Here is a 26,281-nt window from a genome sequence, read left to right as displayed (position 1 = left end):
GTGGCCGCGAGCTGGCGCAGCGATCCGCTCACCGCGTTCCGCGAGTCGGGCCGTGGCACCAAGATCGGCATCGCGCTCGGCGTCGTCCTGGTGCTGGTCGCCGGGTGGGTGTTGTGGTGGGGCTTCGATCGGCTGACCACCACCAGGATCACCGCCTATTTCGATCGCTCGGTCGGCATCTACGAGGGCTCGGACGTGCGCATCCTCGGCGTGCCGGTGGGCCGGGTCGAGTCGGTGGAGCCGATGGGCGACCAGGTGAAGATCGTGATGACGGTCGACCGCGGGTACGACGTGCCCGCCAACGCCCAGGCCGCGCAGATCACCCCGTCGGTCGTCTCCGACCGCTACATCCAGCTGACGCCGGTCTATCGCGGCGGTCCGAAGATGGAGCGCAACGCGACGATTCCGCGGGAACGCACCGTCACCCCCGTCGAGGTGGACCAGCTCTACAAGAGCATCGCCGAACTCAGCGACGCGCTCGGCCCGGACGGCGCCAACAAAGAGGGCGCGGTGAACGACCTCGTGCGCACGTCGGCGGCCAACCTGTCGGGCAACGGCGAGGCGCTGGCCAACAGCATCACCCAGCTCTCCGCCGCGGCGAGGTACCTGTCCGAGGCGCGCGGCGACATCTTCGAGACCGTGAAGAACTTGCAGAACTTCGTGAGCATGCTGGCGAGGAACGACCAGCAGGTGCGCCAATTCAACAGCCAGCTGGCCGATCTGGCCGGCTTCCTGGCCGACGAGCGGCAGAACCTCGGCGACGCGCTGCAACTGCTCTCGGTGGCGCTCGGCGACGTCGCGCGGTTTATCGACGACAATCGCGCGCTGGTCGCGGAGAACGCCGAGGCGCTGACCACCCTCACCAAGACACTGGCCGACCAGCGCGACGACCTCGCCGCCGCGCTGCCGGTGATCCCGCTCGCGCTGAGCAACCTGATCAACATCCACAACGCGGAATCGGGAACCCTCGACATGCGGGCCAATTTCACCGATCTGCAGGACCCGTTCGGCGTGGCGTGCAAGCTGCTCGACCTGTCGAAGCTGATGCCGGGTGATCCTCGCTTCGAGGCGCTCGGGCGTCAGATGCGCCCGGTCCTCGACCACTGCAAGGAGATCACCGACCAGATCACCGCCGGGGTGCAGACGCCGACGCTGATCCTGCCGTTCGGCATCCTCTCCGGCGAGAACGAGCAGCGCTATCCCGTGCCCGGCACGGTGCCTGGTACGCCGTCCAACCAGTTGCCGCCGTCCGAGCAGGGAGGTGAGCGATGAGGACGACGAAACCGCTCGTCCGCGGGATGTCCGCGGCGGCGCTCGCCGTCTCGGCCGCACTGATCAGTTCGTGTGCCGCCGACGGCATCTACAGCGTGCCGCTGCCCGGCGGCGCCGACGTCGGCCCGCATCCGATCCACGTCGACATCCACTTCGACGACGTGCTCGACCTGGTGCCGCAGTCCGCGGTGAAGGTCGAGGGCGTGCCGGTGGGCCGGGTCGAGGACATCGTGCTCGCGCAGGACGGATGGACCGCGAGCGTCCGCGCGCTGATCAACTCATCGGTCGATCTGCCCGCCAACGCCAGGGCCGAGGTGCGCCAGTCGAACCTGCTAGGCGAGAAGTTCATCGAGCTCTCCCCGCCCGTAGCGGACCCGGATCCGGCGAAGCTGGCCGACGGCGCGGTGATCCCGGTCGAGCACACCCGGCACGCCACCGAGATCGAACAGGTGCTCGGCGCCATGTCGCTGCTGCTCAACGGTGGCGGCGTCGCGCAGCTGCAACCCATCGTCACGGAGCTGAACAAGACGCTCGGCGGCCGCGAGGACCGGGTGCGCTCGCTGCTCGAGCAGGCCAACACCCTGATCGGCGGGCTGAACGAGCAGGTCGACGACATCACGAGGGCCATCGACGGGCTCGCCACGCTCAGCAGCCGGGTGAGCGGCCAGACCGAGCAGATCGGCAGAATCCTCGACGAGCTGCCCAGGGGCATCAGGATCCTGGAAGAGCAACGGCCCGAATTGGTTTCGCTGCTCGCCCAGCTGGACCGGGTGGGCCAGGCCGGTTTCGACGTGATCGACACCGCCAAGGACGACCTGATCCGCGACCTGAACTCGCTGCGGCCGACGCTGCAGGAACTCGGCCGCGCCGCGCCGGACCTGGTGACCGCGTTCCCGCTGATCCCGACCTACCCGTTCCCCGATTCCTCGCTGGAGGGCACCTTCGGCGGCCAGGTCAACACCTGGCTGTCGGTGGACCAGCAGATCGGTGTCACGCTGAGCAATCTCGGTGTCGGCAAACCGGATCCGGTGTATATCCCGCCGCCGTACGGCCCGCCGGTGAACGTGGATCCGTCCAACCCGTACTACAACGGCAATGGGCCGCGCCCCGGCTGGCCGACGGTGTCGCTGATCCCGCTGCCGCCGACCATGGCGGTGCTGCCCGCGCCCGGCGCGCCCGTGCCGAACCCGCTCGGCCCGCTGCTGGAACAGTTCGGCGTGACGCCTCCCGGCGTCGCCGCAGGAGGGGGTGAGCCGCGATGAGCCGTCTCGTCCGCAACCAGCTGGTCGTCTTCGTGGTGATCGCCGTGATCGGCGTGATCTTCGTCGGCGCCAAGTACATCCGGCTCGACCACATGCTCGGCTTCGGCGAGTACGACGTGCGGGTCGACGCGAAGCAGACCGGCGGCATCTACAAGGGCGCCGAGGTGACCTATCGCGGCGTCCCGGTCGGCCGGGTCGGCGGGGTCGAGCTCACCGACGAGGGCGTGAGCATGACGCTGGTCATCGACTCCGACTCGCCACGCATCCCGGCCTCGGCGAAGGCCGTCGTGGCCAACCGATCGGCCATCGGCGAGCAGTACGTCGACCTGCAGCCCGCCAACGACAGCGGCCCGTACCTGAAGGACGGCTCGGTCATCTCCGGGGCGCAGACGCCGATCTCGGTGGAGGAGCTGGTCTCCAGCGTCGACCACTTCACCAGCACGGTGGACCTCGCGGCGTTGCACACCACCGTCACCGAACTTGGCAAGGCGTTCGACGGGAAGGGCGACGACCTGCAGGTCCTCCTGCAGTCGCTGAACGAGTTCACCACCACGTTCCAGCAGACGCTGCCGCAGACCATCCAGCTGATCCGCGACGGCAGGGTCGTGTTCGCCACCCAGGCCGAGCAGGGGGACGCGATCCGCCAGTTCAGCGACGGCCTGGATCGGCTCTCCGTCCAGCTGCGCGCCAGCGACCCCGCGATCCGGAGGCTGATCGGTACCGGCACCGACGCGGGTGAGCAGGTCGGCGCTCTGCTCGACGAAAGCGGCGGCGCGCTGACCGAGGACCTGGTCAACCTGCGCGTGCTGTTGCAGACCATCTCGCCCAAGTTCTACGCGCTGCGACCGTTGCTGCAGATGGTGCCGCAGCTGTCGCTCGGCGCGTCGGCGACCGCGCCCGGCGACGGCACCAGCCACTTCGGCCTGGTGCTCGAGGTCAACAACCCGCCGGCCTGCACCGTCGGTTACGAGGGCACCCAGCGCATTCTCGAGCAGATGAAGGCGCAGAACCCCGATTTCGACGACACCCGCGACGAGTTCCCGTTCAACAGGGACGCGAAATGCCTTGTGCCGTTCGGCAATCCGACCGCGGTACGAGGGGGCGAGCGGGCCGAGCTGGCCGATCCGAGCATTTCGCAGCCGTGGGACGACAAACCCAAGGTCGACCCGGAGAAGCTGAACTTGAACCCGGTCGCCGTGCAGCTCGCCACCCTGCTGGGGGTCACGCCGAAGCGGTGACCAGGAAGGATGAGGTTATGGTTGGCAGTCGTGAGCTCTGATCTGTCCAAGGAATCGGCGTCCGCCGAGACCGAGTCCGCGGCAAGCCCGGCTGCCGAGCCGTCGGCCGGGGCCGCTTCGGGTCGTCCGCCGGTCGCGGTGACCGCGGCGGTGTTCGGAGCGCTCGCGCTCGCCTTGGTTGCCGCGCTGTGGTTCGGCGGCGGCTGGATCAACGCGGCGTTCTTCACCGACGGCCCGCGCGCCGACGCTCGCGATTCCGCGCTGGACGCCGCGCGTCAGGCCGCCATCAATATGACCTCGATGAACCTCGACGACGTGCCCGGCTCGCTCGCGCTGGCCAGGTCTTCGATGACCGGCCCGATCCTGGAGTCGGCGACGAAGAACCAGCAGCAGTCCGAGCAGATGGCCGCGCAGTCGGGCGTCGGCATGAAGTCGAAGGTGCTCGGCGCATCGCTGACCTCGTTGAACAGCGAGCGGGACAAGGCGTCGGCGCTGGTGGTGCTGCAAGTGACGGAGTCGAAGCCGGACAAGTCGGTGTCCGACTACCGGTACACGTGGAGTCTCGACATGACCAAGGACGGCGATGTCTGGAAGGCCGAGCAGGTCGCCTCGCTGACCCAGCCGGTGCTGCTGGAAGGGCCTGGCCCGACCGGGCTCGGACAGCCGGGCGCGCCCGCCGCTCCCGCACCCGCGCAGGAGGGACCGCGATGAACGAGCGCCGCCCCGTCAACCGCGTCACCCCGAAGCGGCGTACCGCACAGCAGGTCGCGCGCCCGGTTCGCAAGCCCAAGGTCGCCTCCGCGCGGCCGGCCGCGACCACTCGCGACGTCCCGGCCGGGGACGAGCAGGCGAGCACCGCGCCACGCCGACCGCGCCGGGTATCACCCCGGCGCGTTCCTTCGGCCGGTTCCTGGACTCCCGTCGCCGCCGCGCTCGTCGCGGTCGCGCTGCTCGCCGGATTCGCCGCGGTCGCCGCGCTGCGTCCGGGCGTGCCAAACGACAACAGGGCATTCGTCGACACGAGCGCGACCGAAGAGGTGCGCGCCGCCGCCGACCATGCCCTGCGGACCATCTACGGCTACGACATCGCGACCATCGACGGCTACGAGGCCGCGGTTCGCCAGGTGGTCACCGGCACCATGCTGACCGATCTCGACAAGTTCGCCGCTACCACCGTCGACGCCATCCGGCAGGCGCAGACCAGCGCCGATGCCAAGGCCGACCCGATCGGGGTGACGATGCTCACCGAGGATCGCGCGGAGCTGCTGGTGAACCTCGTGGTGAGCGCTTCCAAGCAGGGCGTCGCGCAGCAGAGCGTGGCAGGTCCCGTGGTGCTGCGGATGCAGAAGGTGGACGGTCGCTGGCTGGCCAGCGGCATCGTCGACCAGTGATCTTGGTCGGCGCCGCCGTATTCCCGCGGAGCCGGGTCGGTCCCGGCACTTGACGAGCTTCGCCAGACCCGTCACGCTATTCACAACAGCGGCAGCTGTCACAAGTGGTTTCAGCCGCCCCGTAGCTCTCGACGCAGCCAGCGATTCGGGTGCCGGGCATCGCCCGATCGGGGTCGGCGAACGGGCCGCTTGCCCACGGCGCCTCGGCGCGTCGTCCACGGCGCGCCAGCGGCGTGGAGGATAACACGGGTGGTACTTTGACACCTCCGTGTCTATGAGTGTAGGTTTGGACTTTGCGCTGGCTGCCTCCTGTCCATACCTCGATTCGCACACGTAAGTTTCGCCCTTCCGGTGTAACTTCCGTTGTTGCCTGTTCGGGTTTCGTTCGGGTCGTGACCAGCGGAATTCGTAGCAGAAGCAAGCGACGGTCGCGGACCACCACGCGACGCGCGTGAGGTGCTGGAAGGACGCATCTTGGCAGTCTCCACCCAGACCAAGGCAGTTGCCGGTATCCCTGGAGCCCCTAAGCGGGTCTCCTTCGCGAAGATCCGTGAACCCTTGGAAGTGCCGGGTCTTCTCGATCTACAAACGGAATCGTTCGCCTGGTTGATCGGTTCGCCGGATTGGCGCGAGCGCGCGGCCGCTCGTGGTGACGTCGGTCTAGTCGGTGGACTCGAGGAGGTGCTCGAGGAGCTGTCGCCGATCGAGGACTTCTCCGGTTCCATGTCCCTGTCCTTCTCGGACCCGCGCTTCGAAGAGGTCAAGGCCTCGATCGACGAGTGCAAAGAAAAGGACATGACGTACGCGGCGCCGCTGTTCGTCACCGCCGAGTTCATCAACAACAACACCGGTGAGATCAAGAGCCAGACGGTCTTCATGGGTGATTTTCCGATGATGACCGACAAGGGCACGTTCATCATCAACGGCACCGAGCGTGTCGTCGTTTCCCAGCTGGTTCGCTCGCCGGGCGTCTACTTCGATCACACCATCGACAAGGGCACCGAGAAGGACCTGCACAGCGTGCGCGTCATCCCGTCCCGCGGCGCGTGGCTGGAATTCGACGTCGACAAGCGCGACACCGTCGGTGTTCGCATCGACCGCAAGCGCCGTCAGCCGGTCACCGTGCTGCTGAAGGCGCTCGGCTGGACCACCGAGGAGATCGTCGAGCGTTTCGGCTTCTCCGAGATCATGATGTCCACCCTCGAGAAGGACAACACCGCCGGTCAGGACGAGGCGCTGCTGGACATCTACCGCAAGCTGCGTCCGGGCGAGCCGCCGACCAAGGAGTCCGCGCAGACCCTGCTGGAGAACCTGTTCTTCAAGGAGAAGCGCTACGACCTGGCCCGCGTCGGTCGCTACAAGATCAACAAGAAGCTGGGCATCCACCTCAACGAGCCGGTCATCGGTTCGGTGCTGACGAGGGAAGACATCGTCACCACCATCGAGTACCTGGTGCGCCTGCACTCCGGCGACAAGGTGATGACCGCCCCCGGGGGCGAAGAGGTGCCGGTCGAGGTCGACGACATCGACCACTTCGGCAACCGTCGCCTGCGCACCGTCGGCGAGCTGATCCAGAACCAGATCCGGGTCGGCCTGTCCCGCATGGAGCGCGTCGTCCGCGAGCGCATGACCACCCAGGACGTCGAGGCCATCACGCCGCAGACCCTGATCAACATCCGCCCGGTCGTCGCCGCGATCAAGGAGTTCTTCGGAACCTCCCAGCTGTCGCAGTTCATGGACCAGAACAACCCGCTGTCGGGCCTGACCCACAAGCGCCGCCTCTCGGCGCTCGGCCCGGGTGGTCTGTCCCGTGAGCGCGCCGGCCTGGAAGTCCGAGACGTCCACCCGTCGCACTACGGCCGCATGTGCCCGATCGAGACCCCGGAAGGCCCGAACATCGGCCTGATCGGCTCGCTGTCGGTATACGCGCGGGTCAACCCGTTCGGCTTCATCGAGACGCCGTACCGGAAGGTCGTCGAGGGCCGGGTCACCGACGAGGTCAAGTACCTCACCGCCGACGAAGAGGACCGCGAGGTCCGCGCGCAGGCGAACTCCCCGGTGGACGCCAACGGCAACTTCCTCGAGGAGCGGGTGCTCGCGCGCCGCGGCAACGAGGAGATGGAGTTCGTCGCCCCGACCGAGGTGACCTACATGGACGTCTCGCCGCGCCAGATGGTGTCGGTCGCGACCGCCATGATCCCGTTCCTCGAGCACGACGACGCCAACCGTGCCCTCATGGGCGCGAACATGCAGCGTCAGGCCGTGCCGCTGATCCGTTCCGAGGCGCCGATCGTGGGCACCGGCATGGAGCTGCGCGCCGCGACCGACGCCGGCGACGTCGTGGTGAACGAGAAGTCGGGCGTTGTCGAGGAGGTCTCCGCCGACTACGTCACCGTCATGGCCGACGACGGCACCCGCAAGTCCTACCGGATGCGCAAGTTCGCGCGCTCCAACCAGGGCACCTGCTCCAACCAGCGGCCGATCGTGGACGAGGGCCAGCGGGTCGAGCGCGGTCAGGTCCTGGCCGACGGTCCGTGCACCGAGAACGGTGAGATGGCGCTCGGCAAGAACCTGCTCGTGGCGATCATGCCGTGGGAAGGCCACAACTACGAGGACGCGATCATCCTGTCGCAGCGCCTCGTGGAAGAGGACGTCCTCACCTCGATCCACATCGAAGAGCACGAGATCGACGCCCGCGACACCAAGCTGGGCGCCGAGGAGATCACCAGGGACATCCCGAACGTCTCCGACGAGGTGCTCGCGGACCTGGACGAGCGCGGCATCGTGCGCATCGGCGCCGAGGTTCGCGACGGCGACATCCTGGTCGGCAAGGTCACCCCGAAGGGCGAGACCGAGCTGACTCCCGAGGAGCGGCTGCTCCGCGCGATCTTCGGTGAGAAGGCGCGCGAGGTCCGCGACACCTCGCTGAAGGTGCCGCACGGTGAGTCCGGCAAGGTCATCGGCATCCGCGTGTTCTCGCGCGAGGACGACGACGATCTGCCTCCCGGCGTCAACGAGCTGGTCCGCGTGTACGTCGCGCAGAAGCGCAAGATCCAGGACGGCGACAAGCTCGCCGGTCGCCACGGCAACAAGGGCGTCATCGGCAAGATCCTGCCGACCGAGGACATGCCGTTCCTGCCGGACGGCACCCCGGTGGACATCATCCTGAACACCCACGGTGTGCCGCGTCGTATGAACATCGGCCAGATCCTGGAAACCCACCTGGGCTGGATCGGCAAGGCGGGCTGGCAGGTCGAGGGCAACCCCGACTGGGCGGCGAGCCTGCCGGAGGAGATGTTCGGCGCGCCCGCCGACTCGAACATCGCCACTCCGGTGTTCGACGGCGCCCGCGAGGAGGAGCTGACCGGTCTGCTCGCCTCGACCCTGCCGAACCGCGACGGCGAGCGCATGGTCGACGACAACGGCAAGGCCACCCTGTTCGACGGCCGCTCCGGCGAGCCGTTCCCGTACCCGGTGGCCGTTGGCTACATGTACATCCTGAAGCTGCACCACCTGGTCGACGACAAGATCCACGCGCGTTCGACCGGCCCGTACTCGATGATCACCCAGCAGCCGCTCGGTGGTAAGGCGCAGTTCGGTGGTCAGCGCTTCGGTGAAATGGAGTGCTGGGCGATGCAGGCCTACGGCGCTGCGTACACCCTGCAGGAACTGCTCACCATCAAGTCCGACGACGTCGTTGGCCGCGTGAAGGTCTACGAGGCGATCGTGAAGGGCGAGAACATTCCGGAGCCGGGCATTCCGGAGTCGTTCAAGGTGCTCCTCAAGGAACTCCAGTCGCTGTGCCTCAACGTCGAGGTGCTGTCTTCCGACGGCGCCGCGATCGAGCTGCGCGAAGGCGAGGACGAGGACCTGGAGCGCGCCGCGGCGAACCTGGGCATCAATCTGTCCAGGAACGAAGCGGCCACCGTCGACGATTTGGCGAACTAGGCGGTCGGGCGCGGATGTGCTCGCCACGGCGACCGCGTCCGCGCCCATCGCGAACAACCAACTAGTGAACTTTTGCTCGAATTCGACCCGCACAGGGGAAAGGAAGTTACGTGCTAGACGTCAACTTCTTCGATGAACTCCGGATCGGCCTTGCCACCGCAGAAGACATCCGCCAGTGGTCCTATGGCGAGGTGAAGAAGCCGGAGACCATCAACTACCGCACGCTGAAGCCGGAGAAGGACGGCCTCTTCTGCGAGAAGATCTTCGGTCCCACCCGGGACTGGGAGTGCTACTGCGGTAAGTACAAGCGCGTCCGCTTCAAGGGCATCATCTGTGAGCGCTGTGGCGTCGAGGTCACCCGCGCCAAGGTGCGCCGTGAGCGGATGGGCCACATCGAGCTGGCCGCGCCGGTCACCCACATCTGGTACTTCAAGGGCGTGCCGTCGCGCCTCGGTTACCTGCTCGACCTGGCGCCCAAGGATCTGGAAAAGATCATCTACTTCGCCGCCTACGTCATCGTCGGCGTCGACGAGGAGCTGCGCCACAACGAGCTCTCCACGCTCGAAGCCGAGATGGAGGTCGAGAAGAAGGCCGTCGCCGATCAGCGCGACGCCGACCTCGAGGCCCGCGCGCAGAAGCTGGAAGCCGACCTGGCCGAGCTGGAGGCGGAGGGCGCCAAGTCCGACGTCCGCCGCAAGGTCAAGGACGGCGGCGAGCGCGAGATGCGTCAGCTCCGTGACCGTGCCCAGCGCGAGCTGGACCGGCTCGAGGAGATCTGGAACACCTTCACCAAGCTGGCCCCCAAGCAGCTCATCGTGGACGAGGTGCTCTACCGCGAGCTGACCGACCGCTACGGCGAGTACTTCACCGGCGCCATGGGTGCGGAGTCCATCCAGAAGCTGATGGAGAACTTCGACATCGAGGCCGAGGCCGAGAACCTGCGCGAGACCATTCGCACCGGTAAGGGCCAGAAGAAGCTGCGCGCGCTCAAGCGGCTCAAGGTCGTCGCGGCCTTCCAGGCCAACGGCAACTCGCCGATGGGCATGGTGCTCGACGCTGTTCCGGTGATCCCGCCGGAGCTGCGCCCGATGGTTCAGCTCGACGGTGGCCGCTTCGCCACCTCCGACCTGAACGACCTGTACCGTCGCGTGATCAACCGCAACAACCGCCTCAAGCGACTGATCGACCTCGGCGCGCCCGAGATCATCGTCAACAACGAGAAGCGGATGCTGCAGGAGTCCGTCGACGCCCTGTTCGACAACGGCCGCCGCGGCCGTCCGGTCACCGGACCGGGCAACCGTCCGCTCAAGTCGCTGTCCGACCTGCTCAAGGGCAAGCAGGGCCGCTTCCGTCAGAACCTGCTCGGTAAGCGCGTCGACTACTCGGGCCGTTCGGTCATCGTCGTCGGTCCGCAGCTGAAGCTGCACCAGTGCGGTCTGCCCAAGCTGATGGCGCTGGAGCTGTTCAAGCCGTTCGTGATGAAGCGCCTGGTCGACCTGAACCACGCGCAGAACATCAAGTCCGCCAAGCGGATGGTGGAGCGGCAGCGGCCGCAGGTGTGGGACGTCCTCGAAGAGGTCATCGCCGAACACCCCGTGCTGCTGAACCGTGCGCCCACCCTGCACCGCCTCGGCATCCAGGCCTTCGAGCCGCAGCTGGTGGAAGGCAAGGCCATCCAGCTGCACCCGCTGGTCTGTGAGGCGTTCAACGCCGACTTCGACGGTGACCAGATGGCCGTGCACCTGCCGCTGTCGGCGGAGGCGCAGGCCGAGGCCCGCATCCTGATGCTGTCCTCGAACAACATCCTGTCGCCCGCGTCGGGTCGTCCGCTCGCCATGCCGCGACTCGACATGGTGACCGGCCTGTACTACCTGACCCGTCAGGTCGACGGCGCCAAGGGCGAGTACAAGCCCGCGACGAAGGACGAGGCCGAGTTCGGCGTCTACTCCTCGCCCGCCGAGGCGCAGATGGCCGTCGACCGCGGCGAGCTGACCGTGCGCTCCAAGATCAAGGTGCGGCTCACCACGCAGCGTCCGCCGAAGGACGTCGAGGCGGAGCTGTTCCCCGAGGGCTGGCAGCGCGGCGACGCGTGGACCACCGAGACCACGCTGGGCCGGGTGCTGTTCAACGAGCTGCTGCCCGCGGACTACCCGTTCATCAACGAGCAGATGCCGAAGAAGCGGCAGGCGACGATCATCAACGATCTCGCCGAGCGCTACCCGATGATCGTGGTCGCGCAGACCGTCGACAAGCTCAAGGACGCGGGCTTCTACTGGGCCACGCGTTCGGGTGTCACCGTCTCCATGTCGGACGTTCTCGTTCCGCCGGAGAAGGCCGAGATCATGGAGCGCTACGAGGCGCAGTCGGATCAGATCGAGAAGAAGTACCAGCGTGGTGCGCTCGATCACCAGGAGCGCAACAACGCCCTGGTCAAGATCTGGCAGGAGGCGACCGAAGAGGTCGGTAAGGCGCTGCGCGCGCACTACCCGGCCGACAACCCGATCATCACGATCGTCGACTCGGGCGCCACGGGTAACTTCACCCAGACCCGTACCCTCGCGGGTATGAAGGGCCTGGTGACGAACCCGAAGGGTGAGTTCATCCCGCGGCCGATCAAGTCCTCCTTCCGTGAGGGCCTGACGGTTCTGGAGTACTTCATCAACACCCACGGCGCTCGTAAGGGTCTGGCCGACACCGCGCTTCGCACCGCCGACTCGGGTTACCTGACCCGTCGTCTGGTGGACGTCTCGCAGGACGTCATCGTGCGCGAGCACGACTGTGGCACCGAGCGTGGCATCGTCGTGCCGATCGCCGAGAAGCAGCTCGACGGCACCATCATCCGCGACGCGCACGTGGAGACCTCCGCGTACGCCCGCACGCTGGCGGCCGACGCGCTCGACGCGTCCGGCAACGTCGTGGTGACGAAGGGCGCCGACCTCGGCGACCCGGCCATCGAGGCGCTGCTCGACGCGGGCATCACCGAGGTGAAGGTCCGCTCCGTGCTGACCTGCACCACCGGCACCGGCGTCTGCGCGACCTGCTACGGCCGCTCCATGGCGACCGGCAAGCTGGTCGACATCGGCGAGGCCGTCGGTATCGTCGCCGCGCAGTCCATCGGTGAGCCCGGTACCCAGCTGACCATGCGTACCTTCCACCAGGGTGGTGTCGCTGGTGACGACATCACCGGTGGTCTGCCGCGTGTTCAGGAGCTCTTCGAGGCTCGCGTGCCCAAGGGCAAGGCGCCGATCGCCGAGGTCTCGGGTCGCGTGCGGCTCGAGGACGACGACCGCTTCTACAAGATCACCATCATCCCGGACGACGGTGGTGAAGAGGTTGTCTACGACAAGCTCTCGAAGCGTCAGCGTCTGCGCGTGTTCAAGCACGACGACGGCACCGAGCGTCTGCTCTCCGACGGCGACCACGTCGAGGTCGGCCAGCAGCTGCTGGAAGGCGCGGCGGATCCGCACGAGGTGCTGCGCGTGATGGGCCCCCGTCAGGTGCAGATCCACCTGGTCCACGAGGTCCAGGAGGTCTACCGCTCGCAGGGTGTGTCGATCCACGACAAGCACATCGAGGTCATCGTGCGCCAGATGCTGCGTCGCGTGACGATCATCGATTCGGGCGCGACGGAGTTCCTGCCCGGTTCGCTCACCGAGCGTTCCGAGTTCGAGTCCTCCAACCGTCGCGTGGTGTCCGAGGGCGGCGAGCCCGCCTCGGGTCGCCCGGTGCTGATGGGTATCACCAAGGCGTCGCTGGCCACCGACTCGTGGCTGTCGGCGGCGTCCTTCCAGGAGACCACTCGAGTCCTGACGGACGCGGCGATCAACTGCCGCTCCGACAAGCTCATCGGCCTCAAGGAGAACGTGATCATCGGCAAGCTGATCCCGGCCGGTACCGGCATCAACCGCTACCGGAACATCCAGGTGCAGCCGACCGAAGAGGCTCGTGCCGCGGCGTACGCGGTGCCGTCCTACGACGACACCTACTACAGCCCGGACAGCTTCGGCGCCACCACCGGCGCCGCGGTCCCGCTGGACGACTACGGTTTCAGCGACTACCGGTAATCGGTAGTCACCGATAGCCTTCGGCCCCCGCTCCTCCCGGAGCGGGGGCCGTTCGCGTTTCCGCGCGGACCCGAGCACTCGACTTCAGCGAGTCACGCTGGCTAGAGCGCAAGGTGTCCTTGGGCGCATGAGCGTGGCATACGACCACTACCCCGAGCTGCATCGGCTGGTCGAACAGCTGCCGCCCGAGTCTGCTCCCGAGGCGCGCGCGGTCTTGGTGATTCGCCGTGTCGTGAATCACCGACGCGCGTAAAGGGTTTCGAGATTCTCGATGTCGTGCCTGAAAAAGGTTGGTGCAGTTAGGATGTGGCACGGCTTGGCGCTGGTTCGGTGTCGGGGCGGCCCGGACGGCTGAGTGTGCGTAAGGGGGCGCGTTCGTGGGCGGCAGTGGCTCGAGATGGAGTCGGGGGCGGCGGGGGGCCGTGCGCGGGAGGACGGCGGCGGGGGCGCTGGTGAGTTTGGTTGTGTCGGTGATGTTCTGCGCGGGGACGGCCGCTTTGTGGGAGGCGGAGCGGCAGGACGAGAAGCCAGGCGCGGGGCCGGTCACCTCGGTGATCGGGCCACCGCCGCAGGGGATTCCGGCCGCGCTGCCGAGGGAGCTGCCGCGGCGGAACGCGGTGCGTTTGGTGCGTGACGGTGCGCCGGGACCGGTGGCGGGCCGGACGTACGGACCGAATGCCCGCCTCACGCCGATGCGCGGCCTGCACGGCATGCCGTTCGACTTCGACGTTCCGGAGACCTGGGGATGCATCGGCGGCAGCAAGCGACTGCGGGCCGATGTCGTGTGGACGTGCGCCGACGAACGAGGCGGCAGCCGCGCGGGCGGCTGGATCGGCGTGCAATCCTGTCTCGCGCCCTGCGGCGATACCGAGCAAGCCGGCTTCCGCGCGGAACTCATGGGAGCGGAATCAAGCTGGCGGACAATCGATCCCGCGACCGCGTTCACCGAATCCCCGGCCGCGGTCGACGGCGAGCCCAGAATGCGTGTCGCGATGACGTACGCCTTCGCCGCCGACACCGACGGCCCCGTCGACACCCTCGCCTTCGCGAGGCTGACCGGCCCACCCGCGACCTTGGACACCCTGCTCCATTTGGTCAACGAGGTCCGTCTGCGCGCAGGCGGGTGAACCACGGCGACCGCGGCGGACGGCGAGCCGACCGTCACCGCCTATCGGTCGGCCGATGATCGCTGCCGCTTCGCGCGCCTTCTCCAGCGCTCGATCACCGAGTTCCGCGACCGATCGATGTTGTCGATTCACACCCAATTGCGTTGACGCCCTTTTGAAGCCGCCCGGCGACCGGTAAGTTGTCGGCGGATGAACCGGACATGGCGAACCGGACGGCGCGACAGGAAGCACGGGATGAGGATCGGCAGAATCACCGCGACGGCATTGCTGGCACTGGCGGCCACCGGAATCAGCGCGGGCGTCGTGCACGCCGAACCCGCGGACCGCCCCGTGCAGACCGCACCGGCCGCGGCGGCGCTGAATCTGAGCGGCGTCTTCCATGAGATCGGTTACCGCGTCGCCGTCGCCGAGGACCACCGGTCCACCGTGACCACGCTCGAGAACGGCCGCTTCGGCCTCGCGGGCGACGACCGGATCGTCACCATCGCCGACCGCACCGGCCAGGTCGTCGCGGCCCTGCCGATGACTCTGCACATCGAGGGTCACAGCATCGATCTCACCCCGATCGTGAACGAGGCAGGCACCGAGCTGACCATCGCGCCCGCCGCGATGCCGGAGACTCCGGTGCGTGAGATCAGTTCGCAGCAGCGCTTCTTCGCCGAAGCCGAGAAGGCCATGCCGCAGATCCTGGCGGGCGCGGCGATCGGCGCGGGCATCGGCTTCCTGGTCGGCTTCCCGCTGGGGTTGTTCGTGATCGACTTCATCACCGTCCCGATCACGACGGTCGTCGGCGGCGTGATCGGCGCGTTCGCCGGGCTCTACCAGGCGGGCGGCCAGCCCGCCATCGACGCGGCCCAGGCCTACCTCGCCGGTCAGCCCTGAGTCATCGGCGCTCCGTCGAGGGCGCGGGCCTGAGATCCTGCGTCCCGACGACCCGCAACAGCTCCAGCTTCTCGGCGGCGTCGGTCCCCGGCCGCGGCAGATAGACCAGCAGACGCTGCGCCGCGTTCGGGGTGAGCAGCGTTTCGCAGACGGTGTCGATCAGCCCGACCACCGGGTGCGCGATGCGTTTGGTGTCCGAGAGCCGGACCGCGACCTCGTGTTCGGTCCACAGCCGCTCGAATTCGGCACTCGCGGCGCGCAGCGCCCCGATGAACTCGGTGACGTCGGCGTCCCCGGCCCGGCGGGCGGCGGTAGCGCGCAGATCCGCGACGTGCTGACGACTCAGCAGATCCCAGTCCTCCTCCGGGAAGCGCTCGCGCGTCGACGGGTCGGCGAACCAACCCCATGCGTAGTAGCGGTCCAGACCACGGCTGCCCGCGCGGTCGCCGACGAGCAGCGTGTGCATCCGGTTCTGCACGAGCACCTCGCCCAGATCGGTGACCACTGCCGCCGGGGTGTCGTCGAGCTTGGCCAGCATGTGCAACAGTCCGGGGCCGACGTGCTTGTCGCCGAGCGCGGGACCGGGCGGCTGATGCCCGCAGAGATGGTAGAGGTGGTCGCGCTCGTCGTTGCTGAATCGCAGCGCCCGCGCCAGCGACGCCAGCACCTGGGTGGAGGGCCGCGGGCCGCGCGACTGCTCCAGCCGTGTGTAGTAGTCGGTGGACATCCCGGCCAGTAACGCCACCTCGTCGCGGCGCAGCCCGGGGGTGCGGCGGCGCGCGCCGGGCGGCAGGCCGGCCTCCGCCGGCGTGAGCTGCTCGCGGCGGCGACGGAGGAAGTCGGCCAGTTCGGAACGGTCCATCACTCCACTGTCGCGGATTTGGGCCGGGCGGGCCAGGGATCGCCGATCCCCCGATAAGCGATCTCTGCCGCATGCCGGACGCGCAGGTCAGAGTAGGTACATGACGAAATCCACGATCGAGAAGACCACGCTCGGCGCCACCGGCCCCACGGTCGGGCGCCTTGGGCTCGGCGCCATGGGCATGTCGGGCATGTACGGCACGGCCGACGACGCCGAGTCCATCGCCACCATCCATGCCGCCCTCGACTCCGGCGCCGACCTCATCGACACCGGCGACTTCTACGGCTCCGGCCACAACGAAGCGCTCATCGGCAGGGCCATCGTGGACCGCCGCCGCGAGGACCTCCGGCTCAGCGTGAAGTTCGGCGTGCTGCGCGGGCCGGGCGGGACCTGGGGCGGCCTCGACAACCGTCCGGTCGCGCTCCGCAACTTCCTCACCTACACGCTGCAGCGCCTCGGCGTCGACTACGTCGACATCTACCGGCCCGCGCGGCTCGATCCCGCCGTCCCGATCGAGGACACGGTCGGCGCCATCGCCGAGCTGATCGAGGCGGGCTACGTCCGGCACATCGGCCTGTCCGAGGTCGGCGCCGAGACACTGCGCCGTGCCGCCGCGGTGCACCCGATCGCCGACCTGCAGATCGAGTACTCGCTGGTCTCGCGCGGCATCGAAGCCGAGACACTGCCCGTCGCAAGGGAACTCGGCATCGGCATCACAGCCTATGGTGTGCTGTCGCGCGGCCTGCTCAGCGACACCGTGCGCGCCCGCGCCGACTTCGGCGCGGACGACTTCCGCGCGCACAGCCCGCGTTTCCAGGGCGAGAACCTCACGCGCAACCTGCGATTGGTCGACGCGCTGGCGAAGATCGCTGCCGCCAAAGATGTTTCGGTCGCACAGCTGGCGATCGCCTGGGTACTCGCCAGGGGCGCGGACATCGTGCCGATCATCGGCGCGCGCCGAACGCAGCGTTGGACGGAGGCGCTCGGTGCGCTCGACATCCGGCTCGACGCCGACGAATTGGCGAGCATCGAGGCGGCTGTGCCCGCGGATCAGGTCGCGGGGGAGCGGTACGCGGCCGCGCAAATGGAGATGCTGGACAGCGAGCGGTGAAAAGCGCTGGGACGAGATCGCTTCCGGCCTATGTCCTTCTCGGCCTGATGACGGCGGTGAATGTCGCCTCGGCCACGAGTTTTCCCGAACCGTCCGCGATCTCGACGGGCACCTCCAGCTCCACCGCGACGCGTCCCGTGATATCCGCGCGGAGGCGCTCGACGGTGCCCGCGGGGAATTCCGATGTCGCGAGGAAAGGGCCCGCCGCGCCCTTGGCCCGCGCCGAGTATTCGATGCGACCGTCGCGGGCGACGATGAACGTCTCGCCCATCAGGTCGACGATGCCGGATACGGCGGCGCCCATCGCGGCGGTCTCGGCCAGGCCGAAGAGCACGGCCGCGTGTAGATCGCCGTTGTGGTTGAGGTGTTCTGAGCGCGGCGCGATGGACACGACATTGCGTCCGGCGTCGAACTCCACGCCCTCGATTCCGGCGTACTGGATGAAGCCCAGCTTCTGGAATCCGGCCATCACCAGATCTCCCATGGTCGCGCTGTCCATCCGAACTCCCGCCGAAACGCCGCAACTGAAACGCGTTCTATTTTTATCGGCTGGAAGCCGGCTTGTCCAGAATTTCCGCGCGGGCCTTGACTCGGGCATTGCCGGCTCGCAATACTGAACCTGATGGTTCAGTATGACTTCCTGGACGCCTCGTTCGGGGCGCTGGCGGACCCCACTCGGCGTGGGATTCTCGAGCGCCTCGGCAGCGGGCCCGCGACCGTCAGCGAGCTGGCGGAGCGTTTCGAGATGACCCTCACCGGCATCAAGAAGCACATCCGGTTGCTGGAGGACGCGGGCATGATCGTCACGGAGAAGCGGGGCCGGGTCCGGTATTGCCGACTCGGCGACAACGTTTTCGACCGCGAAGTGGCGTGGCTGCAGGGTTATCGGCGGATGGTGGAAGCCCGGATGGACCGTCTCGGTGAATTCCTCGAACGAACGGAGCCAGACACATGAGCACGACAACCCGCGATGCTGACATCACCACCCCCCTCGACCGGGAGATCCACATCGAGCGGATCTTCGACGCCCCGCTGGACCGGGTGTGGGACGCCTACAGCCGAATCGAGCAGCTGGTCCAGTGGTGGGCGCAGGGCAATCGTTTCGACGTGGAGCGCTGGGAGTTCCGCAAGGGCGGCCACTACCGGTTCGTCGACCACTCCGAAGGCGGCCCGCACGGCTTCGAGGGGCGCTTCCGTGAGATCACCCCGAAGGAGCGGATCGTGCAGTCCTTCGAATGGGACGGCATGCCCGCCCATGTCGCCATCGACGCCACCACCTTCGTCGACCTCGGCGACGGCCGCACCAAAGTCGTCACCGTCAGCCAGTTCCACACGCCGCAGGAGCGCGACGGCATGCTGCAGTCCGGGATGTCCGAAGGACTCAACGCCAGCTACCGGGCGCTGGACGAACTGCTCGCCAGGTCCGCCTGAGCGAGGCGTCGACGGCCCCCGCGAGCGAGCGGGGGCCGGGAGCCGATGTAACCAGCGCGGTGGGATTCAGAGCCCTCGGGAACGATCCGTGCCGACGCGCCGCTTGCGCGGTTTCAGGTGCAGTGCCGGCATCGGCGGGGCCGGAATGCGTTGGTCCGGTGGATGTCCCGCGATCTGGGCGAAGCGCTCGACCCGGCGGTTCTCCCAATCCTCGCGTGCCGCGACGATCTCTTCGTGGCTGCGCCCGACGAAGTTCCACCACATCACCAGCTCCTCGCCGAACGGCTCGCCGCCGATCAGCGCGAAATGCGCTCCGGTGCCGCTGACCAGCCGCAGCTCGGACCGATCTGAGCCGAGGTAGAGCAGCGGGCCCGGCTTCAGGTCGGTATCGGCCGCGGTGATCTCGCCCTCGATCACCAGCAGGGCGTGCTCGAAGGCCGGGTTCAGCGGAATGGTGATCTCGGCGCCGGGATCCATCCGCACATCGGCGCCGACGATCGGGGTGTACGCCATGGCGGGCGAGGTCAGCCCCGCGAAGGAGCCGATCAGCACGATGGCGCGCACGCCGTCGTCCTCGTAGACCGGCAGGTCGCGATGCTGCTCGAAGTGCGGTTCGACGGCGGCGCGGTGGCTGGGCAGTGCGATCCACAGCTGCAGGCCGTGGCCCGCGGGCGCGTCCGGAACGCCGTATTCCGAGTGCGCGATGCCGCGGCCGGAGGTCATCAGGTTCAGCTGACCGGGGTTGATCTCCACATCGGAACCCACCGAGTCCCGGTGCCGGATGCGGCCCTCGAACGGCCAGGTCACCGTCTGCAAGCCGATGTGCGGATGTGGATCGATATCCGGCGGCGCGCCGGTTTTGGTGACCGTGGGGGAGCCGAAATGATCGAGGAAGCACCAGGCCCCGACGGTCGGCAGATCCCGTTGCGGCAGTACGCGTTCCACGAACACCCCGCGCACGCCGCCGAGCGGTACCTCGCGCGCAGGGTAGAGCTCGGCGACCGGGCCGGGACCCGGCGTCGGCTCGCACACCGATTCCGCCGGATGCGGATCGAGATCGCTCATGCCTGCGCCTCGCTGGCGCTCGGCTCCGGCATGCGCGAGGCGCGCTGGCACATGATTCGCTCACTGCGTTCGCTCATGCCTGCGCCTCGCTGGCGCTCGGCTCCGGCATGCGCGAGGCGCGCTGGCACATGATTCGCTCACTGCGTTCGCTCATGCCTTCACCTCTCCCGTTCTGGAAAGAGTCGGGACGATTCGGGCGTTCATCGCTGGATGCCCTTGCAGACCACGTGCGGGTCGTACTCCGGGTGCTTGTCGACGAAGGCCTTGATAAACGGGCAGTGCGCGGTGATGGTTCCGCCGCGCGCGACCACGTCGTCCAGGGCCTCCTTGGCGAGCGTGCTGCCGAGGCCCTTGCCGCCGAACGCCTTGTCGATCTCGGTGTGGACGAAATCGGTGTCGTTCTCGCGCTCGATGTACTCGGTGAAGCCCGCCAGCTCGCCGCCGTAGTAGATCTCGTAGCGGTTCTGCTCGGCGTTGCGCGCGACCTTGGTCTCCGCGAGATCGGTCATGGTTGCCTCCTCCTTATGCGCCCGTACCGGGTGCTTGCTCATGATCGACACGCGGTTGAACGCGCCGATCGTGGTGGCGACCCAGACGACTACAGACATCTGGTCATCCGACAAATGCTCTCGTGCCAAAGCGTACTCACGCTCGAGCGCCGCCTCGTCCGGCAAAAGGGCGGTGACCTCGGCGAGGGCGAGCGCGGCCCGGTCGCGCGGCGAGTACGGCCCGCCGCGGCGCCAGCCGGACAGGACCGCGATCTCCTGTTCGGTGGCGCCGGCCCGCAGCGCGGCGCGGTAGTGGACGTCCAGGCAGTGCGAACAGCCGTTGAGCTGGGAAACCCGGAGATTGACCAGCTCGACGAGCCTGCGGTCGAGCCCGGCCGCCTCGGCGGCCGCCCTGACCTCTTTCGCCGTGGCGAGCAGGGCGCGGTAGGCGCGGGGCGTCTGTTTGTCGACCCACACCCGATTCTCGAGGTTCATGAGCACGGATGATAGTCGCAATTGGTTGACGTGTCACCCTTAAGTAGGGCCGCGCACGTCCGAGCCGGGCGGCGGAGGCGGCCGCCCGGCTCGGACACGCGAAACGTATGACTACTCCCGGCCCGCGGAGGTGAAAGTCATGTCCGCGTAGCGGGTTCCGGCCACCTGCCCCGCGATCGGCTCGAGCGTCGCGAGCTCGTCGGGTGACAGCGCGAGCGTCGCGGCGGCCGCGTTCTCGGTCAGCCGCTTGCGGCTGCGGGTGCCCGGGATCGGGATCACCGGCAGGCCGTGCGCGGCCGCCCTGCTGTGCACCCACGCCAGCGCGACCTGGGCGGGCGTCACGCCGCGCGCCTCAGCGATGGCGCGCACCGGGGCGAGCAGCTCGGCGTTGCGTGCCGCGTTGTCGCCGGTGAACCGCGGCATCGCCTTGCGGAAGTCGTTCGCGTCGGCCAATTCGCCCGCCGCCGCGAAGGATCCGGTCAGGAAGCCGCGGCCGAGCGGCGAATACGGCACGAAGGCCACGCCGAGTTCGGCGGCGGCGGGCACCGCGGTGTTCTCCACGTCCCTGGAGAACAGCGACCACTCCGACTGCACCGCGGCGATCGGGTGGACGGCGTGCGCCGCGCGCAGCTCCGCACCGGTCACCTCGGAGAGCCCGAGCGCGCGCACCTTGCCCGCCGCGACGAGTTCGGCCATGACGCCGACGGTTTCCTCGATCGGCACGCGCACATCGCGGCGGTGCATGTAGTACAGGTCGATGACGTCGATGCCCAGCCTGCGCAGGCTGCCGTCCACCGAGGCTCGGATGTACTCGGGGGAGTTGTCGAGGCCGCGGAAGGCGGGGTCGTCGGCCTTGCGGACGATGCCGAACTTGGTGGCGAGCACCACCCGATCGCGGTTGGACCGCACGAAATCGGCGAGGAATTCCTCGTTGTGGCCCGAGCCGTAGACATCGGCCGTGTCGAACAGGGTGACACCGAGTTCCAGCGCCCGATCCAAGGTCGCTCGCGACTCGGTGAGATCGGACGGACCGTAGAACTCGCTCATGCCCATGCAGCCCAAGCCCTGCGTGCCGACCTGGATGCCGTCGGCGCCCAGCGCGGCGGTGGGGAGCGTGTCGGTCGTGGTCATGCCTTGATCCCTTCGCTGTCGTGCGTGGTGAGCGCGGCCGGCCGGATCGCGGCGGATCTGCCCTCGTAGATGGCGATCTTGTAATCCAGCACGGCCACGGTGTTCTGCAGTTCGGCGATCTTGGCGAGCACCTCGGCGCGGGTATCGCGGAACATCGCGAGCCGCTCCGGGAAGGTGGAGTCACCGGCGCGCACCAACTCCGCGTAGCGGAGCATGTCGGCGACCGACATGCCGGTGGTGCGGAGCCTGCCGATCAACTCGAGCCATTCCAGATCCCGGTCGCTGAACCGGCGCTTGCCGGTGTGGTCGCGGCCGATGTAATCCATCAACCCGATCCGCTCGTACCAGCGCAGCGTGTCACGGCTCAGGCCCGATCGATCGGCGGCCTCGCCGATCGAGTACTTCGGTCGTTCCCGTTCACTGTCACCCTCTTGACGTGCCGTCACAGCCACCGGTCTCGCCCCTCTCGTCGAACACGGACGACGCTAGTCACCTGGAGTGCACTCCAAGCAAGACCGATTCTGCCAACCGCGCGAGGCGCTCGGCATCCGGTGCGGCCGCCCACCGCGCGCGGGTCGGCTACGAAGGGCTCAGTTGTACTTCGGCAGCTCCTGAACGGCCCACTTGTTGCCGTCGGGATCACTGAAGAAGGTGAACAGGCCCCAGCCCATGTCCCGGACCGGGGTGGCGTCCACACCCGCCTCGATCAATTGCTGATAGGCCTTCTCGGCGCTGGACACGACCATCTGCATGCCCTCGACGCTGCCGGGCGCCGCCTCGGTGATGCCACGCCCGATACAGATCGAACAGCCCGATCCCGGCGGCGTCAGCTGCACGAAGCGGATGTCCTCGCTGGGCGAATGGTCGTGATCGGCGTTGAAGCCGATGCCGGTGTAGAAGTCCTTGGCGCGGTCGACGTCGGTGACCGGGATGGCGACGAGTTCGATTTTCCAATCCATCGCGTCAGCATCCCACCGCGCACCGACAGGTGGACCGATATAGCGGGTCGCGGGTCGGCGGGCGGAAACGCGCCTACCCTGGTGGCATGCCTGGAAAGGAAATCGACCGGATCCGGGCCCGCTCGGCCTGGGCCACGGTCAAGGAAAGTCCGGTGATCACCGCGATCGCGGTGGCGCCGTTCGTCGTCGCGCTCGGCGTTGTCTGGTGGCTGACGAACGGATTCGTCGCGTTTCTGCTGCTTGTCCTGCTCGGCGTCGGACTCGTGGTCGGCGGCAAGCTGCTGCGGTGAGCGCGGGCCCGCCTCAGCGCGGAATGTGGAAGCGCACGAGTTCGCCGGTGCCGGGGTCGATATCGCACCAGGGGCGGTCGAATTCGAGCACCGCCATGGCCGAGGTGGGGAACTTCTTGCTCAGCTCGACGGCCTGGTTCGACGTGCGATTGGCCGCCAGTTCCCATGCGGTCCACGGCATTCCGGGCGCATGACCGATCAGCAGCAGGGTCTCCACGTCGTCGTCGCTGAGCTGGATCAGTTCGATCAGGGTCCGCGGCGAGGCCTCGTAGATGCCGCGCTCGTAGACGACCGGCGCGGTGACGCCGGTGGCGGCCAGGGTTTCGCGGGTCCGCACCGCTGTCGAACAGCGCACCGCGTCGATCGGCGGCTGGGTCGTGCGCAGCCATTCGCCCGCCAGGCCGGCCTCGCGCAGCCCGCGCGGCGCCAGCGGGCGCTCGTGATCGCCGACGCCGTCCGGATAGCTGGACTTGCCGTGCCGCATCAGGATCAAGGTCCGCACCATGGCAATACCGTAAGCCTCCGCCCGTGACCCGGGTGTGATAGGCACGTAGGCAGTCCGAAGAGAGGCGTACGCCACTCTCGAGGCACACTGAAAGCGGGGTCACATCTCGCCATCCGCCCTGTGACGCCGCGGACCACCTCAACCCTTGGTGGCACCAGCCCACGTACATTTTCGAGGATCTGCACACTATGGCCTACGTAATCACGCAGCGTTGTTGCAACGACGCCAGCTGCGTCTCCGAGTGCCCGGTCGACTGCATTCGTCCCACGCCGGACCAGCCGGAGTTCGCGACGACCGAAATGCTCTACATCGACCCGGACACCTGCATCGACTGCGGCGCCTGCGTGGACGCGTGCCCGGTCGAGGCCATCTACCCCGAGGACGACCTGACGGCCTCGCTCGCGCGGTTCCGCGACATCAACGCCGCCTATTTCGAACGACACCCGCTCGAATCCAACTTCGAGCCGATCGTGGCGCCGCAGCGTCCGCCGAAGGAACTCGGCAGGCTGCGCGTGGCGATCGTCGGGGCGGGGCCCGCAGCCTGTTACGCCGCCGACGAACTGATGCGCCGCTGCGACGTCGAGGTCGAGATGTTCGACCGGCTACCGACGCCGTGGGGTCTGGTGCGCGCGGGCGTCGCCCCCGACCATCCCGGCACCAAGACGGTCTCGGGCATGTTCGAGTCCGCGTTCCGCCGCGAGGCGTTCCAGTACTACCTGAACGTCGAGGTGGGCACGCACATCTCGCATGAGGAGCTGCTCCAGCACCACCACGCGGTGATCTACGCCGTCGGCGCGGCCAGCGACCGGCACATGAACATCCCCGGTGAGGACCTGCCGGGCAGCCACTCGGCCACCGAGTTCGTCGCCTGGTACAACGGCCACCCCGACTACGCCGAGCGGCAATTCGACCTGTCCGGCGAGCGCGCCGTGATCGTCGGCAACGGCAACGTCGCGCTGGACGTGGCGCGAGTGCTCACCGTCGGCCCGGACGAGCTCGCCAAGACCGACATCGCCGACCACGCGCTGGACGCCCTGCGCCGCAGCAACATCCGCGAGGTCGTGGTGCTCGGCAGGCGCGGACCGCTGCAGGCGGCCTACACCTCGCCGGAGTTCCTCGCGCTCGCCCACCTGAAGGGCGTCGACGTGGTCGTCGACGAGGCCGAGCTCGAGCTCGACCCGGCGAGCCAGGCGCTGCTGGACGACCCGGACGTCGAGCCCTCGCTGCGGCTGAAGTACACCCTCGCCGAGGAGTACGCCGCGGGCCGCCGCGACCCCGCCAACAAGCGAATCGTCTTCCGCTACTTGGCTTCGCCCACCGCGCTGACCGGCGACGAGCGCGTCGAGGGCATCGAATTCGTGGCCAACGAACTCGTCGAGGAGGGCGGCCAGCTGGTGGCGCGCGCGACCGACCGGACCGACCGGCTCGACGCGTCGCTGGTGCTGCGCTCCATCGGTTACCGCGGCGAGCCGGTCGCCGGTCTGCCGTTCGACGAGCGTCGCGCCGTTGTGCCCAACGAGCACGGCCGAGTACTCGGCGAGGACGGGGTCCCGCTGCCCGGCGTATACGTCAGCGGCTGGATCAAGCGCGGACCGCGCGGGGTCATCGGCTCGAACCGCATCGACTCCGAGGAGACCGTCGAGCAGCTCGTCTCCGATTTCATCGCGGGCAAACTCGCTACGCCGCAAGGCGATCGGGACGCGCTGAAGGCGCTCGTCGCGCAGCGGCAGGCCGACCTCGTCGATCGCGCCGGCTGGAAGTCCATCGATCAGGCGGAGAAGTCGGCGGGCAAATCCGCGGGTCGTCCGCGGGTCAAGTTCACCACCAGGGAGGACCTGCTCAAGGCCGCCCGCGGCTGAGTCGCGGCACCGGTCGGGGCCCGCGCGGTCCCGGCCGGTCGATCAAGCGGGCAGCGGCATGATGCGGACGACGGTCGTGGTCGTCCCGCCGACCACGAACCACAGCCGCAGCACCGGATGCCCGGTGCGATCACCGGGTTCGTAGCGGCTGCGCACGCTGATGTGCTGACGAGCGAGCACCGGGGCGACGTACTCGATCACCGCGCGGTGCGGTCCCGCGACCAGCTTCGGATAGTCCACCAAGAACTGCTCCACCGCCTGCCAGTAACAGGCGTTGTTCACGTGGTTGTACTGGTCGATGTCGGTGGCCCGCACCGGAAAAGGCAGATCGGTGTCCGACTCGGGGGGAGTCGGGTCGGTCAAGTAGGGCCGCCACCGCAGCCGGTGTTCGCTCGCCGTCTTGGCGAGATAGGACAGGCCGTCGTCGCTGATCCTGGTCGGCCGGTTGGTCGACTCGTTGATGTTGATCCAGAAGCCCTCGGTCTCGATCAGCCCGCCGTTGTCGCTGGTGATCCTGACCCGCATGTTCGACCAGCGGGTGGACATGCTCGAACACCAGCGCAGCAGATGCACTTTGTCCGGCCACACGATCGGCCGGATGACATCGATGACCGTGCGGCGAACGATCCAGCTCGGATCAGACCGGTGCAGGAACGTGTGATGCAGCTGTTCCCAGGCGATATCCTGCAGGTATCTGGCGACGGCGTCGAACCTCAATCGGTCGTACGGATCCACATCGCCAGCCCGTACCGGCCACGCCGAGGCATAGCCCATGCCCTCCTGGCTCAGCGGGGCGAGTGGCTGATCGAGTGACACTGGTGCTCCTCGCGCTGCACGTTGTGCCGCGTCTTCTTGCGTGCTGTTGTGAGACGACTTTACGGGGCGTACGTCACACCCTCGC

Annotated in this window: 24 protein-coding genes; 15 read left to right on the top strand and 9 right to left on the bottom strand. The window is 68.0% G+C overall.

Features of this window, described 5'->3' with window-relative positions; translation table 11 throughout:
• From NX1_RS01795 to NX1_RS01755, 10 genes are all read left to right on the top strand, one after another.
• Entirely contained in the window at positions 1 to 1,272 is a 1,272-nt protein-coding gene (locus NX1_RS01795) for an MCE family protein (protein ID WP_068052541.1), read from the top strand.
• Positions 1,269 to 2,534 (top strand): MCE family protein, encoded by a 1,266-nt coding sequence (locus NX1_RS01790; protein WP_068052538.1) that lies wholly within the window; start codon positions 1,269 to 1,271, stop codon positions 2,532 to 2,534. Before NX1_RS01795 ends, NX1_RS01790 begins: the two co-directional genes overlap by 4 nt.
• Positions 2,531 to 3,772, top strand: coding sequence for an MCE family protein (locus NX1_RS01785; RefSeq protein ID WP_068052534.1), 1,242 nt, complete (start codon positions 2,531 to 2,533; stop codon positions 3,770 to 3,772). Before NX1_RS01790 ends, NX1_RS01785 begins: the two co-directional genes overlap by 4 nt.
• A gap of 30 nt (positions 3,773 to 3,802) precedes the next feature.
• A complete protein-coding gene (locus tag NX1_RS01780; protein ID WP_084500860.1) occupies positions 3,803 to 4,483 on the top strand; it encodes a hypothetical protein in 681 nt (226 codons plus the stop codon).
• Complete coding sequence (locus NX1_RS01775; RefSeq protein WP_068052532.1) at positions 4,480 to 5,163, top strand: hypothetical protein; 684 nt, start codon at positions 4,480 to 4,482, stop codon at positions 5,161 to 5,163. The genes NX1_RS01780 and NX1_RS01775 overlap by 4 nt, the downstream gene beginning before the upstream one ends.
• Positions 5,164 to 5,619: 456 nt before the next feature.
• Positions 5,620 to 9,111, top strand: coding sequence for a DNA-directed RNA polymerase subunit beta (rpoB, locus tag NX1_RS01770; protein ID WP_068052528.1), 3,492 nt, complete (start codon positions 5,620 to 5,622; stop codon positions 9,109 to 9,111).
• 110 nt (positions 9,112 to 9,221) lie between these two features.
• Positions 9,222 to 13,175 (top strand): DNA-directed RNA polymerase subunit beta', encoded by a 3,954-nt coding sequence (locus NX1_RS01765; RefSeq protein WP_068052525.1) that lies wholly within the window; start codon positions 9,222 to 9,224, stop codon positions 13,173 to 13,175.
• A gap of 127 nt (positions 13,176 to 13,302) precedes the next feature.
• Positions 13,303 to 13,428 (top strand): hypothetical protein, encoded by a 126-nt coding sequence (locus NX1_RS38315; protein WP_281216014.1) that lies wholly within the window; start codon positions 13,303 to 13,305, stop codon positions 13,426 to 13,428.
• 199 nt (positions 13,429 to 13,627) lie between these two features.
• Positions 13,628 to 14,302 (top strand): hypothetical protein, encoded by a 675-nt coding sequence (locus NX1_RS01760; protein WP_157119475.1) that lies wholly within the window; start codon positions 13,628 to 13,630, stop codon positions 14,300 to 14,302.
• Between the two features lie 234 nt (positions 14,303 to 14,536).
• The gene (locus NX1_RS01755) at positions 14,537 to 15,184 is read left to right on the top strand and encodes a DUF8020 domain-containing protein (protein ID WP_068052517.1); all 648 of its coding nucleotides are present in this window, start codon (positions 14,537 to 14,539) and stop codon (positions 15,182 to 15,184) included.
• Between the two features lies 1 nt (position 15,185).
• Here NX1_RS01755 and NX1_RS01750 read toward each other — a convergent pair whose 3' ends face one another.
• Positions 15,186 to 16,046 carry a helix-turn-helix transcriptional regulator gene (locus NX1_RS01750; protein WP_068052514.1) on the bottom strand — a complete coding sequence of 287 codons (861 nt, stop codon included), beginning with the start codon at positions 16,044 to 16,046 and terminating at the stop codon, positions 15,186 to 15,188.
• A 100-nt stretch (positions 16,047 to 16,146) separates the two neighbouring features.
• On the opposite strand from NX1_RS01750, the gene NX1_RS01745 reads away from it, so the two are divergent.
• A complete protein-coding gene (locus NX1_RS01745) occupies positions 16,147 to 17,157 on the top strand; it encodes an aldo/keto reductase (protein ID WP_068052511.1) in 1,011 nt (336 codons plus the stop codon).
• A 28-nt stretch (positions 17,158 to 17,185) separates the two neighbouring features.
• Here NX1_RS01745 and NX1_RS01740 read toward each other — a convergent pair whose 3' ends face one another.
• Positions 17,186 to 17,656, bottom strand: coding sequence for a PaaI family thioesterase (locus NX1_RS01740; protein WP_068052509.1), 471 nt, complete (start codon positions 17,654 to 17,656; stop codon positions 17,186 to 17,188).
• Between the two features lie 123 nt (positions 17,657 to 17,779).
• Between NX1_RS01740 and NX1_RS01735 the strand changes: the two genes are divergently transcribed.
• Positions 17,780 to 18,112, top strand: coding sequence for an ArsR/SmtB family transcription factor (locus NX1_RS01735; protein ID WP_068052506.1), 333 nt, complete (start codon positions 17,780 to 17,782; stop codon positions 18,110 to 18,112).
• Positions 18,109 to 18,588: an SRPBCC family protein gene (locus tag NX1_RS01730; RefSeq protein WP_068052503.1), complete on the top strand. Its 480-nt coding sequence runs from the start codon at positions 18,109 to 18,111 to the stop codon at positions 18,586 to 18,588. The genes NX1_RS01735 and NX1_RS01730 overlap by 4 nt, the downstream gene beginning before the upstream one ends.
• A 66-nt stretch (positions 18,589 to 18,654) precedes the next feature.
• Here NX1_RS01730 and NX1_RS01725 read toward each other — a convergent pair whose 3' ends face one another.
• The 5 genes from NX1_RS01725 to NX1_RS01705 form a co-directional block, all read right to left on the bottom strand.
• Complete coding sequence (locus tag NX1_RS01725) at positions 18,655 to 19,653, bottom strand: pirin family protein (RefSeq protein WP_068052500.1); 999 nt, start codon at positions 19,651 to 19,653, stop codon at positions 18,655 to 18,657.
• A 200-nt stretch (positions 19,654 to 19,853) separates the two neighbouring features.
• Positions 19,854 to 20,636, bottom strand: coding sequence for a GNAT family N-acetyltransferase (locus NX1_RS01720; RefSeq protein ID WP_068052497.1), 783 nt, complete (start codon positions 20,634 to 20,636; stop codon positions 19,854 to 19,856).
• Positions 20,637 to 20,747: 111 nt separating this feature from the next.
• Positions 20,748 to 21,767, bottom strand: a complete 1,020-nt coding sequence (locus NX1_RS01715) for an aldo/keto reductase (protein WP_068052495.1) — start codon at positions 21,765 to 21,767, stop codon at positions 20,748 to 20,750.
• On the bottom strand, positions 21,764 to 22,213 hold the full coding sequence (locus NX1_RS01710) for a MerR family transcriptional regulator (RefSeq protein WP_245668265.1): 450 nt from the start codon (positions 22,211 to 22,213) through the stop codon (positions 21,764 to 21,766). Before NX1_RS01710 ends, NX1_RS01715 begins: the two co-directional genes overlap by 4 nt.
• A gap of 144 nt (positions 22,214 to 22,357) precedes the next feature.
• On the bottom strand, positions 22,358 to 22,726 hold the full coding sequence (locus tag NX1_RS01705; protein WP_068052489.1) for a VOC family protein: 369 nt from the start codon (positions 22,724 to 22,726) through the stop codon (positions 22,358 to 22,360).
• Between the two features lie 86 nt (positions 22,727 to 22,812).
• Between NX1_RS01705 and NX1_RS01700 the strand changes: the two genes are divergently transcribed.
• Entirely contained in the window at positions 22,813 to 23,016 is a 204-nt protein-coding gene (locus NX1_RS01700; RefSeq protein ID WP_068052486.1) for a hypothetical protein, read from the top strand.
• Between the two features lie 13 nt (positions 23,017 to 23,029).
• Here the strand turns inward: NX1_RS01700 and NX1_RS01695 are convergent, their stop codons facing one another.
• Positions 23,030 to 23,521 carry a SixA phosphatase family protein gene (locus tag NX1_RS01695; protein WP_068052483.1) on the bottom strand — a complete coding sequence of 164 codons (492 nt, stop codon included), beginning with the start codon at positions 23,519 to 23,521 and terminating at the stop codon, positions 23,030 to 23,032.
• Between the two features lie 188 nt (positions 23,522 to 23,709).
• On the opposite strand from NX1_RS01695, the gene NX1_RS01690 reads away from it, so the two are divergent.
• Entirely contained in the window at positions 23,710 to 25,380 is a 1,671-nt protein-coding gene (locus tag NX1_RS01690; protein ID WP_068052480.1) for an FAD-dependent oxidoreductase, read from the top strand.
• Between the two features lie 42 nt (positions 25,381 to 25,422).
• Here NX1_RS01690 and NX1_RS01685 read toward each other — a convergent pair whose 3' ends face one another.
• On the bottom strand, positions 25,423 to 26,196 hold the full coding sequence (locus tag NX1_RS01685; protein ID WP_068052477.1) for an acyl-[acyl-carrier-protein] thioesterase: 774 nt from the start codon (positions 26,194 to 26,196) through the stop codon (positions 25,423 to 25,425).
• Positions 26,197 to 26,281: the final 85 nt, after the last annotated feature.

Origin of the sequence: Nocardia xishanensis NBRC 101358, from assembly GCF_001613365.1 — a bacterium.
Classification (GTDB): Bacteria; Actinomycetota; Actinomycetes; order Mycobacteriales; family Mycobacteriaceae; genus Nocardia; species Nocardia xishanensis.
Note: the sequence above shows the minus strand (reverse complement) of the source record. Positions and strands in the feature narration are given on the sequence as shown.